Origin of the sequence: Pseudomonas protegens, from assembly GCF_003363755.1 — a bacterium.
GTDB classification, from domain to species: domain Bacteria; phylum Pseudomonadota; class Gammaproteobacteria; order Pseudomonadales; family Pseudomonadaceae; genus Aquipseudomonas; species Aquipseudomonas danubii.
Genome location: NZ_CP031396.1, coordinates 5,556,261 through 5,571,252, shown reverse-complemented (window position 1 = coordinate 5,571,252; position 14,992 = coordinate 5,556,261). Strand labels below are relative to the sequence as shown.

The following is a 14,992-nucleotide window of genomic DNA, read 5'->3' as shown; positions in this document are numbered from 1 at the left end:
TTCCAATGCGCTCTCTTACCCTTCATCTGAAAGTCCTGATCGCCATCCTGGTGGTGCTGGGCATTTCGATCACGGCCTATCAGATCTTCGTGCTCGGCATTCCGGTGACCGAAGACGCCACCGACGATCTGTGGAACATCGACGCCAAGGTCGAGTTCGTCGCCAACGGCAAGGACCCGATCAAGATCCAGATGTTCGTGCCGCCCCTGAGCCGCGACTACGTGAGCCTCAACGAGAGCTTCATTTCCAACAACTACGGGGTGGCGGTCAACCGCGTCGACGGCAACCGCAAGGTCACCTGGTCGGCACGCCGGGCCAAGGGCAACCAGACCCTGTACTACCGCCTGGTGCTGACCAAGCGCTACAGCGCCGAGAAGTCCAAGGTCAAGGGCCCGACCTTCCGCGACAGCATGGCCGTGGAAGGCGCGGAAAAGATCGCCGCCGAAGCCCTGCTGGCGCCAATCCGCCAGCACTCGGCGGACGTCGAGACCTTCATCAGCGAAGCCATCAAGCGCGTCAACAACGCCAATGACGACAACGCCAAGTTGCTGCTGGCCGGCGACCCCTCCAGCGCCAACAAGGCCAGGATCGTCGAGCTGCTGCTGTCCATCGCCCACGTGCCGATGGAGAAGGTCCACACCATCCGCCTGGTGGCCGATCAGCCGCAGACCCCGGAACTCTGGCTGCGCAGCTTCAACGGCACCGACTGGCTGTACTTCAACCCGGAAACCGGCGAACAGGGCATGCCCAGCGACCGCCTGCTGTGGTGGACCGGCGATGACAACCTGATCACCGTCGATGGCGGCAAGAAGGCCAACGTCACCTTCAGCCTCAACAACAGCGAAATGAACGCCATTCGCCTGGCCAAGCTGACCGACGAGAACACCGACGCCAACTTCCTCGAATACTCGCTGTACGGCCTGCCGCTGCAGACCCAGCAGACCTTCATGATCATGGTGATGATCCCCATCGGCGTGCTGGTGATCCTGGTGTTGCGCAACCTGATCGGCCTGCAGACCCTGGGCACCTTCACCCCGGTGCTGATCGCCCTGGCATTCCGCGAGACCCAGTTGGGCTTCGGTATCGTACTGTTCACGGTGATTACCGCCCTGGGCCTGTCCTTGCGCTCGTACCTGGAACACTTGAAGTTGCAGATGCTGCCGCGGCTGTCGGTGGTGCTGACCTTCGTCGTGGTGCTGATCGCCGCCATCAGCCTGTTCAGCCACAAGCTGGGCCTGGAGCGCGGGCTGTCGGTGGCGCTGTTCCCGATGGTGATCCTGACCATGACCATCGAACGCCTGTCCATCACCTGGGAAGAACGTGGCGGCGGCCACGCGATGAAAGTCGCCATTGGCACCCTGTTCGCCGCCTCCCTGGCGCACCTGATCATGAGCGTGCCGGAGCTGACGTACTTCGTCTTCACCTTCCCGGCAATGCTGCTGATCCTGGTGGGCTTCATGCTGGCGATGGGTCGCTACCGCGGCTACCGCCTGACGGAGCTCGTGCGTTTCAAAGCCTTCGTCAAGGCTGACTCCTGATGTTCGGCCTGTGGAAGACCTGGAAAGCCCTGGAAGCGCGGGGAATCATGGGCATCAACCGGCGTAATGCCGACTACGTGCTCAAGTACAACAAGCGCAGCCTGTACCCCATCGTCGATGACAAGATCATCACCAAGGAGCGGGCGATCAAGGCCGGCATCCATGTGCCGGAACTGTACGGGGTGATCTCCACCGAGAAGGAAATCGACAAGCTCGACGAGATCATCGGTGGGCGCAACGACTTCGTGATCAAGCCGGCGCAAGGCGCCGGTGGTGACGGCATCCTGGTGATCGCCGACCGCTTCGAAGGCCGCTATCGCACGGTGTCCGGGAAGATCATCAGCCATGAGGAGATTGAGCATCAGATCTCCAGCATCCTCACCGGCCTGTATTCCCTGGGCGGCCACCGCGACCGGGCACTGATCGAATACCGGGTGACCCCCGACCAGATCTTCAAGAGCATCAGCTACGAAGGCGTGCCGGACATCCGCATCATCGTGCTCATGGGCTACCCGGTGATGGCCATGCTGCGCCTGCCAACCCGCCAGTCCGGGGGCAAGGCCAACCTGCACCAGGGCGCCATTGGCGTCGGTGTCGATCTGGCCACCGGCCTGACTCTGCGCGGCACCTGGCTGAACAACATCATCACCAAGCACCCGGACACCACCAACGCCGTGGACGGCGTGCAACTGCCCTACTGGGACGGTTTCATGAAGCTGGCAGCCGGCTGCTACGAGCTCTGTGGCCTGGGTTACATCGGCGTGGACATGGTGCTGGACCAGGACAAGGGCCCGCTGATTCTCGAGCTCAACGCCCGGCCAGGGCTGAATATCCAGATCGCCAACGACTGCGGCCTGACCCAGCGTACCCACGCGATTGAAGCCCACCTTGAGCAACTCAAGGCCCGGGGCATCAAGGAAACCGTCGAAGAGCGAGTACGCTTCGCCCAGGAGCTGTTCGGCCACATTCCGCCGGTGGAAGGCTGATAACGGCTGCCGCGGGGTGCGAAGGCAATTTTCGCAGCCTGCGGCAGCGGCTACAGGTCGGTGAATGCGCCCTGAATCAGGCAATCGCCGACATACCCTCTAGGAGCAATTCCTGCACAGGCATACAATCGCCAACCGCGCTCCGATGGCTGATTTGCCCCGCATGTTGACCTGTTCCGTACACCCGCTTCCTTATCGCGCCAACCCCGCCGAGTATTTCGCGGCAATCGAACACGCCCCCGGTGCCGTGCTGCTGGACAGCGGCCGGCCCAGTGCCGAGCGCGGTCGCTATGACCTGCTCAGTGCCTGGCCACTGGCCGAGCTGACGGTGGCCGACGACGAACGTGGCGGCGACTTCCTCCAGCGTCTGCGGCACAACCTGCAGCAGCTGGGCCCGGCCGAGGTCCCGGCGCCCTATGAACTGCCCTTCGCCGGCGGCCTGATCGGCTACCTCAGCTACGACTTCGGTCGGCATCTGGAGCGCCTGCCGAGCCAGGCCCGGGATGACCTGCACCTGCCGGACGCGCGCTTTGGCCTGTATGGCTGGGCGCTGATCAATGACCACCAGACGGGTACCAGCCAACTGCTGTTCCACCCCAGCCTGGACGCCGCCGAACGCCAGCGCCTGATCCAGCTGTTCAACCAGCCACTGCCCGCGTCGCAGTCGGCATTCAAGCTGACCAGCGCCATGCAGCCTGATCTGAGCGCCGAGGATTACCGCCAGGCCTTCCAGCGCATCCAGCACTACATCCAGGCCGGCGACTGCTATCAGGTGAACTTCGCCCAGCGCTTTCGCGGCCAGTACCAGGGCGATCCCTGGGTCGCCTACTGCGCGTTGCGCGCGGCCTGTCCGACGCCCTTCTCCGGTTTTCAGCGCCTGCCGGACGGTGGCGCGGTGCTCAGCCTGTCGCCGGAGCGCTTCGTCCACGTCAGCCAGGGCCGGGTGGAAACCCGGCCGATCAAGGGCACTCGTCCCCGGGGTCGGGACGCTGCAGAAGACGCCGCCAACGCCGCCGAGCTGCTGGCCAGCCCCAAGGACCGCGCGGAAAACCTGATGATCGTCGACCTGCTGCGCAACGACCTGGGGCGCACTTGCCGCACCGGCTCGGTGCGCGTGCCGGAGCTGTTCAGCCTGGAAAGCTACCCCAACGTGCACCATCTGGTGAGCAGCGTGACCGGCGAGCTGGCGCACGACAAGGACGCCCTGGACCTGATCGCCGGCAGCTTCCCCGGTGGCTCGATCACCGGCGCGCCGAAGATCCGCTCGATGCAGATCATCGACGAACTGGAGCCCACGCGACGGGCGCTGTACTGCGGCTCGCTGCTGTACCTGGACGTGCGCGGGGAAATGGACAGCTCGATCGCCATCCGCAGCCTATTGGCCAAGGACGGGCAGATCTGTTGCTGGGGCGGTGGCGGAATCGTCGCGGATTCGGACTGGCAGGCGGAGTACCAGGAATCCATCACCAAGGTGCGGGTGCTGCTGGAAACGCTGCAGGGGCTCTGAACCCCTGTAGCCGCTGCCGCAGGCTGCGATCGACTGCGAAGCAGGCGCCGCTCTTGAGGCCTTGAAGCCCCTGCGGGGCTTGTCGCAGCCTGCGGCAGCGGCTACAGGTGCGGTTTACAGGCTCAAGGTGCGGTTGGAAGCCTTGATGAACTCCTGCTTCAGCTCGGCAAAACTGTGTACCGCGGGGAACTGCGGGAACTCGCGGATCACGTTGTCCGGGGCATGGAACAGGATGCCGGCATCGGCCTCGCCGAGCATGGTCGTGTCGTTGTAGGAATCCCCCGCCGCGATCACCCGGTAGTACAGGCTCTTGAAGGCCAGCACCGATTGACGCTTGGGGTCCTTCTGGCGCAGCTGATAACCGGTCACCCGACCAGCGTCATCGGTGATCAGGCGGTGACACAGCAAGGTCGGGAAACCCAGCTGGCGCATCAAGGGCTGGGAAAACTCATAGAAGGTGTCGGAGAGGATCACCACCTGGAAACGCTCGCGCAGCCAGTTGACGAACTCCACCGCGCCGTCCAGGGGCTTGAGGGTGGCGATCACTTCCTGGATGTCGGACAGCTTCAGGCCGTGCTCGTCGAGAATCCGCAGGCGCTGCTTCATCAATACGTCGTAGTCGGGAATATCCCGGGTGGTTGCCTTGAGGGATTCAATCCCGGTTTTTTCGGCAAAGGCGATCCAGATTTCCGGGACCAAGACACCTTCCAGATCGAGACAGGCAATTTCCACAAGACACTCCCATTGGTTCTGATTATTGAAGTTGAGCGAGCAAAAGGACTGCCGAACTCTAGCGATTCGCCTGCGCAGGCGCAACGCAGAGGAGCGCGCCAGGGCCGGGTGGATTTTGTTAAGATCGCCCCCCTATAGAGCGCACAGCGCCACCGACCTGTAGGAAACCGCCCTGATGACCCCATCGTTCGACGTCGCTGAACTCGCCGCGACCTATGCCAACAAATCCGCCCAGGACATTCTCAAGCTGGCCTTTGCCCAGTTCGGTGACGACCTGTGGATCTCCTTCAGCGGCGCCGAGGATGTGGTGCTGGTGGACATGGCCTGGAAGCTGAACAAGAACGTCAAGGTGTTCAGCCTGGACACCGGGCGCCTGCACCCGGAAACCTACCGCTTCATCGATCAGGTGCGCGAACACTACAAGATCGACATCGAACTGATCTCGCCGGACCACAGCAAGCTCGAACCCTTCGTCAAGGAAAAGGGCCTGTTCAGCTTCTACAAGGACGGCCACGGCGAATGCTGCGGCATCCGCAAGATCGAGCCACTGCGACGCAAACTGTCCACCGTCAGCGCCTGGGCCACCGGCCAGCGCCGCGACCAGAGCCCGGGCACCCGCAGCCAGGTGACGGTGCTGGAGATCGACAGCGCCTTCTCCACCCCCGAACGCCCGCTGTACAAGTTCAACCCGCTGGCGCAGATGAGCAGCGAAGAGATCTGGGGCTACATCCGCATGCTCGAACTGCCGTACAACAGCCTGCATGAGCGCGGCTTCATCAGCATCGGCTGCGAGCCCTGCACCCGCCCGGTACTGCCCAACCAGCACGAGCGCGAAGGCCGCTGGTGGTGGGAAGAAGCCACCCAGAAGGAATGCGGCCTGCACGCCGGCAACCTCATCAGCAAAGCCTGACCCTCCCCCTTCTCCCCCGGAACCGGCTTGCCGGCGAAAGCCCCTCACCCTGAGGACGCGTTCGCCGGCAAACGGAACGCCAACCGACGCATCCGCAAAACCTGTACACATAAATGTCACCAAGGGTTCCATTTATGTGTGCACTTTCAGCACCCTCCGCCCCAAAAAGTGACAGTCCTTTCTGCCGTCAACATTCATACGACAGCCAATCGCATCCGCCGAAAAATAAATACCTGTTCAAACGGTCAATTTTTAATCCATGTGTTTCATACAGTTAGGAGCAGACCATAACAAAACGAAATCAGCAGCCGATTTCATAGTTTCAAAACTGGCACAGAAGTGGCTTTAGTCGACCTATGTTTTGTATACAAAAATAGCAAAACATACATACACTAACCGTCCGCACGCCTGATCCACGACTCAAGCTGCAGATGCCCAGAACCCAGTGATTCCGCCCCTGCGACGAAGATTGTCGAGCCTTGCGCTCAAGCACAGTCATCCGGGGCCGGAATCAGGAGCCGCCGGAATGCACACCAGCCCTTCCAACAACATCGCACTGGATCTGCCCTCCTCGCCGCACTCGCACCACCTGCAACAGCCCATCGCCACAACCGACCCGGACAGCGTCATCCTCAGCCCGCGCCTGCACAACCGCGACCTGGCGCCAACCAAGGTCGAAGGCCGGCGCTGGGGTGGCTACAGCATCTTTGCCCTGTGGACCAACGATGTGCACAACATCGCCAACTACTCCTTTGCCATCGGCCTCTACGCCCTGGGCCTGGGTGGCTGGCAGATCCTCCTGTCGCTGGGAATAGGCGCGGCGCTGGTGTACTTCTTCATGAACCTGTCCGGCTACATGGGACAGAAGACCGGGGTGCCGTTCCCGGTGATCAGCCGCATCAGCTTCGGCATCCATGGCGCGCAGATACCGGCACTGATCCGCGCGGTGATCGCCATCGCCTGGTTCGGCATCCAGACCTACCTGGCCTCGGTGGTATTTCGCGTGTTGCTTACGGCCATTCATCCGGGGTTCGCCGACTACGACCACAACTCGATCCTCGGCCTCTCGACCCTGGGCTGGGCCTGTTTCGTGGTGATCTGGCTGGTGCAACTGGTGATCCTCGCCTACGGCATGGAGATGATCCGCCGCTACGAAGCCTTCGCCGGGCCGATCATTCTGCTGACCGTGGCCTGCCTCGCCGGGTGGATGTACACCCAGGCCGACGGGCAGATTGCCTGGTCGATCCGCGAACCTTTGACCGGCGGAGAAATGTGGCGGCAGATCTTCGCCGGCGGCGCATTGTGGCTGGCGATCTACGGCACGCTGATCCTCAATTTCTGCGACTTCGCGCGCTCCTCGCCGTGCCGCAAGACCATCAAGGTCGGCAACTTCTGGGGCCTGCCGGTGAACATCCTGGTGTTTGCCACCATCACCGTGCTGCTGTGCGGCGCGCAGTTCCAGATCAACGGCCAGGTCATCGAAAGCCCGACCCAGATCATCGCCTCGATCCCCAATACGCTGTTTCTGGTGCTGGGCTGCCTGGCCTTCCTGATCGTCACCGTGGCGGTGAACATCATGGCCAACTTCGTCGCCCCGGCCTTCGTCCTCAGCAACCTGGCCCCCAAGTACCTGACCTTCCGCCGCGCCGGGCTGATCAGTGCGGCGCTGGCGGTGCTGATCCTGCCGTGGAACCTGTACAACAGCCCGCTGGTGATCGTGTACTTCCTCTCCGGCCTGGGCGCACTGCTCGGCCCGTTGTACGGGGTGATCATGGTGGACTACTGGATCCTGCGCAAAGCCCGGATCCACGTGCCGCAGCTGTACAGCGAAGACCCGCAAGGCGCGTACTTCTACAGCCGCGGGGTCAATCTGCGGGCGGTGGCGGCCTTCGTGCCCGCGGCGCTGATTGCCATTGTGCTGGCCCTGGTGCCGGGCTTCGCCAGCGTCTCGCCGTTTTCCTGGCTGATCGGTGCCGGTATCGCCGGCCTGCTGTACCTGATCATCGCCAAGCGCCAACCCGGGTACGCCGATGTCAGCGGCGAATCCATCGCCGTGGACAACATCAGTCATTGAACCTGAACGGCCCGGTGCGCCGGGCCTTGAACTGCCCAACCAGCAAGGAACCCCCATGCGCATTCTCGTGGTCAACGTCAACACCACCGACTCCATCACCCAGGCCATCGCCCGCCAGGCGCAAAGCGTGGCGGCACCGGGAACGGAAATCGTCGGTTTGACCCCCTACTTCGGCGCCGAATCGGTGGAAGGCAACTTCGAAAGCTACCTGGCGGCCATCGCCGTGATGGATCGGGTGCTGGCCTACGACCAGCCCTATGACGCAGTGATCCAGGCCGGTTACGGCGAGCACGGCCGCGAGGGCCTGCAGGAGTTGCTGAATGTGCCGGTGGTGGACATCACCGACGCCGCCGCCAGCACCGCGATGTTCCTCGGCCATGCCTACTCGGTGGTGACCACCCTGGATCGCACCGTGCCGCTGATCGAGGACCGGCTCAAGCTGTCCGGCCTCTATGAGCGCTGCGCTTCGGTACGAGCCAGCGGCCTCGCGGTGCTGGAGTTGGAGGAAGACCCGCTGCGGGCGGTGGAGTCCATCGTGCACCAGGCCGAACTGGCGGTAACCCAGGACAAGGCCGAGGTCATCTGCCTGGGCTGTGGCGGCATGGCCGGGCTGGATGAACAGATTCGCCAGCGCACCGGAGTGCCGGTGGTGGATGGGGTCACGGCGGCGGTGACCATCGCCGAGTCCCTGGTACGCCTGGGGCTGTCCACCTCGAAGGTGCGGACCTATGCGACGCCGCGACCGAAAAAGGTGGTTGGCTGGCCGCTGCGTTTGGGGCGCTGAGTTAGCCAGCGCCCGGGGTTGCCAGCCAGACGGCGCCTACAGGGCGCTGAAGGTTTGCGCCAGGCCCTGTTCGGCGAACTGCTCGATGACGAAGTCGACAAAAGCCCGGGTCTTGCCCGGGAGCATCTTGTGCTCGGCGTAGTAGATCGAGGTGTAGCCATCATCGACGTACCAATCCGGCAAGACCCGTTGCAGCGCGCCGGAACGCAGGTAGTTGACGGCAAACGGCATGCTCACCAGAGCCAACCCCAGGTCCTGGGCGGCCGCCACGCAGGCGGCTTCGGAATCACTCATGGTCATGCTGGCCTTGAGCTCCAAAGGGCGCACGCCACCGCCGCGCCCGCTGAGTTGCCAGGGACGGATGCGGCCGGTCTGCGGAGAACGGATCAGGATCCCCCGGCAATGCTGCAGGTCCTCCGGATCACGGATCGGCGCTCGCCCCGCGAGATAGGCCGGGCTGGCCACCAGCACCCGATGGGCCGGTGCCAGGCGCCGGGCGACCACCCCTTGTGGCAACTCGAAACCGCCACCGATGGCGGCATCGAAGCCCTGGCCGATCAGGTCCACCTGGCGATTGTCGAAATGCCAGTCCGGCTGGATGTCCGGGTAACGCTGCAGGAAGCTGGCGAGCATCGGCACGATGTAAAAACAGCCAAATACCGTTCCCATGCTGACCTTGAGCGTGCCTGCCGGGCGCCCCTGGACGGTGGACAGGCTGCTCACGGCATTCTGGATGGTCTGCAGGCTGTCGCTGACTTCTGCCAGGAACAAGCGTCCGGCCTCGGTCAGGGTCAAACGCCGGGTACTGCGCTGGAATAGACGCACACCCACCCGCGCCTCCAGCTTGGCTACGCTCTTCCCCACCGCGGCCGGGGTCAATCCCAGGCGTCGCGCCGCCTCGGCAAAGCTGCCGACTTCAGCGCTGCGGACAAAACATTCGATACTGCCGAAAGCTTCCATCACCGACCATTCCATACTTTTGGTTTACACAGAGTATAGGAATTACCCGCTACACAGCGGCCAATCAGCAGTCGATACTCGACGCCAAGTACAAGGCAACCCGACCTTGAATCTCTGGAGAAACACATGAGCAAGCACAACCTCAGCGGCAAAGTGGCCTTGATCCAAGGCGGTTCCCGCGGTATCGGCGCCGCCATCGTCGAGCGCCTGGCCGCCGAAGGCGCCAGCGTCGCCTTCACCTATGTCAGCTCCGCGAGCAAGGCCCAGACCCTGCAGGACAGCATCATCGCCAAGGGCGGCAAGGCCCTGGCCATTCAGGCCGACAGCGCCGACGCCGACGCCATTCGGGAGGCCGTGCAACGTACCGCCCAGGCCTTCGGCGGCCTCGACATCCTGGTCAACAATGCCGGGGTCCTGGCAATGGCCCCGCTGGACGAGTTCAAGCTGGAAGACTTTGACCAGACCCTGGCCATCAATATCCGCAGCGTATTCATCGCCACCCAGGAGGCTGCGCGGCACATGGGCGAAGGCGGACGCATCATCAATATCGGCAGCACCAATGCCGAGCGCATGCCCTTCGCCGGTGGCGGTCCCTACGCCATGAGCAAGGCCGCGCTGGTGGGCCTGACCAAAGGCCTGGCGCGGGACCTGGGACCACGGGGCATCACCATCAACAACGTCCAGCCCGGCCCGGTGGACACCGACATGAACCCGGCCGACGGCGCCTTTGCCGAAAGCCTGCTGGATCTCATGGCCGTGCGTCGCTATGGCCGCGCCGAAGAAATCGCTGGCTTCGTGGCCTATCTCGCCGGGCCCGAAGCGGCCTACATCACTGGCGCCAGCTTGAGCATCGATGGCGGTTTCAGCGCCTGATCCGTCAACGCAAAAAAACCGGACCACCTGTAGCGGGTGGCCCGGTTGCTTGCGCGGCATCCGCCAACGGCTGCCGCAGAGGGCGAACCGGCTGGCAACGCCTTCCTTTCTCCCTACCCGTTTCCTTGCGACCTCAGGCCCACACCAGATGCGGCAAACCACAGGCGGCGGGCTGAAACCCCGTGAGCGAGCGCAGAATCCCGTCAGCGTGGGCGAACTTGCTATCCGCCATGGCCGGATCGGGCACCGCAAGCACCCGCATCCCTGCGGCCTTGGCAGCCGTCACGCCAAAGGGCGAGTCCTCGAACACCAGGCACTCCCCTGGGGCTACCCCCAGGCGCCGGGCCGCGGTGAGGAAGATATCCGGCGCCGGCTTGGCCGCCGTCACTTCCGGGTCATCGGCGGTGACAATGGTGTCGAACAGCGCAAACCAATCGCCATGGCGGGTGATTTTCTCGCCGAAGGACTTCTGCGACGAACTGGTGCCCACTGCGATTGGCACCTGGTGCTGCTTCAAATGGCGTACCAGTTGCTGAGCCCCCGGCATGGCCTCGGCGCGAGGAAAGCGCTCACGCATCAAGGGCTCGCGCATGACCAGGAACTCTTCGGCGCTGATGGGCAGGTCCAGGGCCTCGACCACGTAACGCGCCAGATCGGCGGCACCACGTCCGATAATGTTTTGCTTGATGGTCCAATCGTAGGTGCGGCCATAACGCTCGGCGATCAACTGCGTGATCTCGGTGTAGATACCTTCGGTATCCAGGAGCAGACCGTCCATATCGAAAATGACCGCCTTGATCGGTCCCAAATCATTCAACTGTGCATTCATCGCATCTGATCCGTTAGCAAAAGTACATTCCAGGGAGCGGCTCAGGTACGGCCCGTTATGTTCGGCAACGCGTCAATTAAAGGATTCAGCAGCATAGCGGCGGGGCTGGGTCAGGAGCAACCGAGGGGCAAGGCACAGAGTGCGAGAGGCGGGATAGTTTCAGTCGCCAGGATCGAGCTCGCTCTCTCCTTCTTCAGGCCCTTCCTGCAGTGGCACCAGCGCATCATCCATCAAGGAGCCGGGATCTTCATTCCCCGGGTCGTTGATCACCAACGGTGACGCTGGGCCGGGCTCGACATTAGCGGGCATTTCACGGGGCATGATCCTCTCCTTAAACAGCGGGACGGGCTGCATCAAGTATGGCGAAGCCCTGGGCAACGCGCACAAAAAACCCGGCGCGGGGCCGGGCTATTTTTGAACGAGAGCCTAAATCAATGACGCTTCTTGTGCCCCATGCTGCTCCCCAGGGCACCACCCGCTGCACCACCAATGCCGGCACCCACGGTGGACCCAGTGCTGCCGCCCAGGTGATTGCCGATCAGCGAGCCACCGGCCGAGCCCAGGCCACCGCCAATCGCAGCCTTGGTCCGACTGCCCTTGCGCGCACCCGCCGCACTACCGGCCGCCCCGGCCACACCCGCACCAATAGCCGCCCCGGTGCTGCCGCCGAGCTGTTGCCCGACCACATTACCCAGCGCACCGCCAAGACCACCACCAATGGCGGCAGTGCCATCGCCAGCCATCGCACCTTGAGCCAGCAGAAGTCCTACAACCAGGGCAGGTAAAGTTGAACGCATGACTTGAACCTCAAAAAAAGACTGTCGAACTGACACAAAAGCCCAGCGCGCGCCACCCGCTGCGGAGCGTAACGGCAACACCCGGTTGCTCTCCGGTGGGTTGGACCGCGGATTCTAAAAGAGTTTTATCGTCGCGCAAAAAAAAGCCCGCTGGGGAACGGGCTAGGGGTACTGCTTTTAACGGATGGTTTGAGCGTACGCAGGCAGATGTGAAGATTCTGTGAAAAGTACCCGCGACTGGGAGCAACAGACGCGGATCACAGAATTTCCCATCCTGCCAACATCTTCAGTTCACCTTCTGAAGATGCTCGAAGCCGATCAATACAGGCCAGCCCCTTGGTTGGCTACCCCGCCACTGCTTCGATAACGGCCTGATCGCTCACTGGCAACAGTGATCTCAGCGAATGCTGCGAATGCTGCCCTTGTTGCCTTTGACAGTGACCGAGACTTTCTTGAAGACGAAGTAGTTTTCTTCGCTGACTTCATAGCGTGGAGCCACGATCAGGTCGGCACCGGAAGACTTGACTGCCTTGAAGGCAGCAGCCGACTTGACCGCACTCACTGGATCCAGGCCCAGACCACCCAGGCCGCCGCCAGTATCGCCACCGTAGGTCACGCCATCAGCAAACTGGCTATCGCCACCAAACTGCAGGAAACCAAAGAGGATATTCACCGACGACTGGCCCGAGATTGCCTCACCCACTGCTACATCTGCTTTCAGGTCAGCCTTGACCTGGCTATCGATGGGCGACGATGGCTGGCTGATGTTGTAGCTGGTGCAACCAGTGGCTGCGGCTACGAGAGTGGACAGTGCGAGGAGTTTGAAAATAGCTTTCACGTTTATTTCCTTATCGCTTTTCATATAAAGGCATCATCGCTGGATGCGCAGCCCCGTTTGAATCGGGATAAGGAACATATCGCCAGTTATAGCCAATTGAGATAAGAGATTTCCCAAAAACACAAAGGATCTCTCTTTACTTAAGCCATCTCACTGGCGACAAACAATTAATACGACTACCCAAAATCTAAAAAAAGATTAATACACAAACAACGACAAGAAAGTTATGACCTCAACCAACCACCGCAAATGGACCGGGCTGCTTGGCGACCAGCCCTCAGCTCTAGCAGCGCGACAGAAAACCCATCACAGAGTATCGCGCGGTGCAAACGGGAAACTTTATCGCCAACAGGACTATTGGCAATATCTGGACCTCCCTCAAATCACCCATCTTTTCGGATTACAACTATCAATCCTGATAGACATCCAGATTTAACATTTTGCGGGCAATAAAAAGCCCCGCATCTAACGGGGCACTCAAAACTTAAAATCACTTTCTCTTTGGCGTTGCCTTGGGAAAGAACATGGTATTACTGGCTACCGGCAGCGGCGCAGTTTTCTTTCTGCTACTGACTCGGGATTGTTCTTCGACTTCAAATGCGGCCTGACCGCAACGCACCAAGTTGTTGATTGGGAACTCATCCCCGTTGTCTTCGATATAGGCAAGACTCCTCATATCCCAGCTCCCTCCAACAACCGATCAGTACCGGCAAGCTCCTGATTGCCTGGAAAATACTGACCGTCACGGCAATTCAGACTAGCCAGTCATTTGTCGACCTGCCCTCCAAACCAGACAAGTGCCGACGAGTGGCAAGGCATCAGAGGAAAAAATGATCCAGAGCACATTTCCGGGCTCATGAACCCGACGACCGCTTGATATGGCAGCACGTCCATTCAGAAATCAGCGGGGGCTTGGCATCCAATTGCCTTATGAAGTGGTGGCGTACAAGTCTAGAAATGGAGACATTTTCAGGGAGAGCATCAACACCAGGCTCGTCAAATTCGAACCCTTGGGCAGCTCTTTCCATGAGAAAAATCCAGACCATTACCAGCTTGTCAATAGTGCTGTTGAGCGACTGAACAGGAGGTCGCGCGGTGGTAGGCTTTCATGGCGTCACATTACGCGCGTGCCCGATCTGTTCGGATTACTGATAAAGGCAGGTCAGGCTATGCATAAGCCGCATATCAGCCAACTGAAAGGATTCGAACATGAAAAATTCCATAACTGTTCTGGCCGTTTCCGCGACGCTCGCTTTCACCGCAACTGTCGCGAACGCCTCCGTGCATCAGGCCCCGATCAAGGCTCCCCAGACCGTCAATCAGATGACAGCCTCAGTTGACACTCCTTTCGGACCCCATCAGACAACTGGCGAAATCCAGATGGCCAGCCTGGCCAGTAGTTGCTCTGATGATCGATATTCCTGGTGGGAATACAGCGGCTGGGAAATCGTCGGCTGTCTAATAAGCGGCCAGTGGTAAGTATTCTGACAGGCCTAGTGCGCGACTTACGCGGTCAACACGCACCAGAGCCTGTCAGCCCAGCCACACACGACTTCGAAGATACAGACGCCCTCATACTTTTTACCCGGCAATAGCCCTCGCCAGCAGACAATTGCTTCTGGTTTAGAGGAAACCCTTGTTGCGTCTTCGAAATGGGACTTGAGCTACAAAATACCTTTCCATGTGTATGCTGCCGCGGACAACGCTCGGTGAATTCGACCTCGGCCATTTCGCCGAGATACATACAGCTCATACACTGCGCAAAGGGGGCAACGCTTAACCAGTAGTTATCCACCCAACGCCACTGGAAAACACCCACCGGCCCCATGCGGGTCCCAGAGGGAGATTTTTCAGACGCCAAAAACCACAAACCCCCGACTTTCTCTAGGAAAATCAGGGGTTTGTGTTTTCAGAATGTGGCGGTGAAGGAGAGATTCGAACTCTCGATACAGTTTCCTGTATACACACTTTCCAGGCGTGCTCCTTAAGCCACTCGGACACTTCACCGTATCTCTTCAAACCGATTCAGTCTGTCGAGGCGCGCTAATGTAGTCGATAGCTTTTCAGATGGCAAACTTTTTTTTCAGAATTTTCATGCGCTTAAGGCCGATCCCTGCTTGAAGGGGATTCGCCCTCCATCGACGACAAGGCAAACCGGCCATTC

The 14,992-nt window shown here is 60.8% G+C and carries 14 protein-coding genes and 1 tRNA gene; 8 read left to right on the top strand and 7 right to left on the bottom strand.

What is annotated here, in order from left to right; genetic code table 11:
- Positions 1–5: 5 nt before the first annotated feature.
- The 3 genes from DWF74_RS25320 (at position 6) to pabB (ending at position 4,031) form a co-directional block, all read left to right on the top strand.
- Positions 6–1,538 (top strand): inactive transglutaminase family protein, encoded by a 1,533-nt coding sequence (locus tag DWF74_RS25320; protein WP_102863860.1) that lies wholly within the window; start codon positions 6–8, stop codon positions 1,536–1,538.
- Complete coding sequence (locus DWF74_RS25315) at positions 1,538–2,524, top strand: alpha-L-glutamate ligase-like protein (protein ID WP_102863861.1); 987 nt, start codon at positions 1,538–1,540, stop codon at positions 2,522–2,524. The genes DWF74_RS25320 and DWF74_RS25315 overlap by 1 nt, the downstream gene beginning before the upstream one ends.
- Before the next feature lie 163 nt (positions 2,525–2,687).
- Complete coding sequence (pabB, locus tag DWF74_RS25310; protein WP_102864105.1) at positions 2,688–4,031, top strand: aminodeoxychorismate synthase component I; 1,344 nt, start codon at positions 2,688–2,690, stop codon at positions 4,029–4,031.
- 114 nt (positions 4,032–4,145) lie between these two features.
- On the opposite strand, the gene thrH is transcribed toward pabB, so the two are convergent.
- Positions 4,146–4,763 (bottom strand): bifunctional phosphoserine phosphatase/homoserine phosphotransferase ThrH, encoded by a 618-nt coding sequence (gene thrH / locus DWF74_RS25305; protein WP_102863862.1) that lies wholly within the window; start codon positions 4,761–4,763, stop codon positions 4,146–4,148.
- Between the two features lie 175 nt (positions 4,764–4,938).
- Between thrH and DWF74_RS25300 the strand changes: the two genes are divergently transcribed.
- The 3 genes from DWF74_RS25300 (at position 4,939) to DWF74_RS25290 (ending at position 8,531) form a co-directional block, all read left to right on the top strand.
- Positions 4,939–5,673: a phosphoadenylyl-sulfate reductase gene (locus DWF74_RS25300; RefSeq protein ID WP_115581929.1), complete on the top strand. Its 735-nt coding sequence runs from the start codon at positions 4,939–4,941 to the stop codon at positions 5,671–5,673.
- A gap of 526 nt (positions 5,674–6,199) precedes the next feature.
- Complete coding sequence (locus tag DWF74_RS25295) at positions 6,200–7,747, top strand: NCS1 family nucleobase:cation symporter-1 (protein ID WP_115581928.1); 1,548 nt, start codon at positions 6,200–6,202, stop codon at positions 7,745–7,747.
- A 55-nt stretch (positions 7,748–7,802) separates the two neighbouring features.
- On the top strand, positions 7,803–8,531 hold the full coding sequence (locus DWF74_RS25290; protein WP_102863865.1) for an aspartate/glutamate racemase family protein: 729 nt from the start codon (positions 7,803–7,805) through the stop codon (positions 8,529–8,531).
- 36 nt (positions 8,532–8,567) lie between these two features.
- Here DWF74_RS25290 and DWF74_RS25285 read toward each other — a convergent pair whose 3' ends face one another.
- Positions 8,568–9,491, bottom strand: coding sequence for a LysR family transcriptional regulator (locus DWF74_RS25285; RefSeq protein WP_102863866.1), 924 nt, complete (start codon positions 9,489–9,491; stop codon positions 8,568–8,570).
- A gap of 126 nt (positions 9,492–9,617) precedes the next feature.
- Between DWF74_RS25285 and DWF74_RS25280 the strand changes: the two genes are divergently transcribed.
- Positions 9,618–10,364: a 3-oxoacyl-ACP reductase family protein gene (locus DWF74_RS25280; protein WP_102863867.1), complete on the top strand. Its 747-nt coding sequence runs from the start codon at positions 9,618–9,620 to the stop codon at positions 10,362–10,364.
- A 133-nt stretch (positions 10,365–10,497) separates the two neighbouring features.
- Here the strand turns inward: DWF74_RS25280 and DWF74_RS25275 are convergent, their stop codons facing one another.
- The 4 genes from DWF74_RS25275 to DWF74_RS25265 all read right to left on the bottom strand — a co-directional run bounded on the left by DWF74_RS25275 (position 10,498) and on the right by DWF74_RS25265 (position 12,852).
- A complete protein-coding gene (locus DWF74_RS25275; RefSeq protein WP_115581927.1) occupies positions 10,498–11,193 on the bottom strand; it encodes an HAD-IA family hydrolase in 696 nt (231 codons plus the stop codon).
- Positions 11,194–11,352: 159 nt separating this feature from the next.
- A complete protein-coding gene (locus DWF74_RS30495; protein ID WP_162884120.1) occupies positions 11,353–11,514 on the bottom strand; it encodes a hypothetical protein in 162 nt (53 codons plus the stop codon).
- Between the two features lie 110 nt (positions 11,515–11,624).
- Entirely contained in the window at positions 11,625–11,990 is a 366-nt protein-coding gene (locus DWF74_RS25270; protein ID WP_115581926.1) for a glycine zipper domain-containing protein, read from the bottom strand.
- Positions 11,991–12,387: 397 nt separating this feature from the next.
- The gene (locus DWF74_RS25265; protein ID WP_243433774.1) at positions 12,388–12,852 is read right to left on the bottom strand and encodes a hypothetical protein; all 465 of its coding nucleotides are present in this window, start codon (positions 12,850–12,852) and stop codon (positions 12,388–12,390) included.
- Positions 12,853–14,037: 1,185 nt separating this feature from the next.
- On the opposite strand from DWF74_RS25265, the gene DWF74_RS25255 reads away from it, so the two are divergent.
- Positions 14,038–14,307, top strand: coding sequence for a hypothetical protein (locus DWF74_RS25255; protein WP_102863872.1), 270 nt, complete (start codon positions 14,038–14,040; stop codon positions 14,305–14,307).
- 438 nt (positions 14,308–14,745) lie between these two features.
- Here DWF74_RS25255 and DWF74_RS25250 read toward each other — a convergent pair.
- A tRNA-Ser gene (locus tag DWF74_RS25250) sits at positions 14,746–14,835 on the bottom strand.
- Between the last annotated feature and the right edge of the window lie 157 nt (positions 14,836–14,992).

Bases quoted from the DNA above. Each gene is read 5' to 3' on its own strand.
- DWF74_RS25320 (WP_102863860.1), top strand. From the start codon at position 6: ATGCGCTCTCTTACCCTTCATCTGAAAGTCCTGATCGCCATCCTGGTG.
- DWF74_RS25315 (WP_102863861.1), top strand. From the start codon at position 1,538: ATGTTCGGCCTGTGGAAGACCTGGAAAGCCCTGGAAGCGCGGGGAATC.
- pabB (WP_102864105.1), top strand. From the start codon at position 2,688: ATGTTGACCTGTTCCGTACACCCGCTTCCTTATCGCGCCAACCCCGCC.
- DWF74_RS25300 (WP_115581929.1), top strand. From the start codon at position 4,939: ATGACCCCATCGTTCGACGTCGCTGAACTCGCCGCGACCTATGCCAAC.
- DWF74_RS25295 (WP_115581928.1), top strand. From the start codon at position 6,200: ATGCACACCAGCCCTTCCAACAACATCGCACTGGATCTGCCCTCCTCG.
- DWF74_RS25290 (WP_102863865.1), top strand. From the start codon at position 7,803: ATGCGCATTCTCGTGGTCAACGTCAACACCACCGACTCCATCACCCAG.
- DWF74_RS25285 (WP_102863866.1), bottom strand. From the start codon at position 9,491: ATGGAAGCTTTCGGCAGTATCGAATGTTTTGTCCGCAGCGCTGAAGTC.
- DWF74_RS25280 (WP_102863867.1), top strand. From the start codon at position 9,618: ATGAGCAAGCACAACCTCAGCGGCAAAGTGGCCTTGATCCAAGGCGGT.
- DWF74_RS25275 (WP_115581927.1), bottom strand. From the start codon at position 11,193: ATGAATGCACAGTTGAATGATTTGGGACCGATCAAGGCGGTCATTTTC.
- DWF74_RS30495 (WP_162884120.1), bottom strand. From the start codon at position 11,514: ATGCCCCGTGAAATGCCCGCTAATGTCGAGCCCGGCCCAGCGTCACCG.
- DWF74_RS25270 (WP_115581926.1), bottom strand. From the start codon at position 11,990: ATGCGTTCAACTTTACCTGCCCTGGTTGTAGGACTTCTGCTGGCTCAA.
- DWF74_RS25265 (WP_243433774.1), bottom strand. From the start codon at position 12,852: ATGAAAAGCGATAAGGAAATAAACGTGAAAGCTATTTTCAAACTCCTC.
- DWF74_RS25255 (WP_102863872.1), top strand. From the start codon at position 14,038: ATGAAAAATTCCATAACTGTTCTGGCCGTTTCCGCGACGCTCGCTTTC.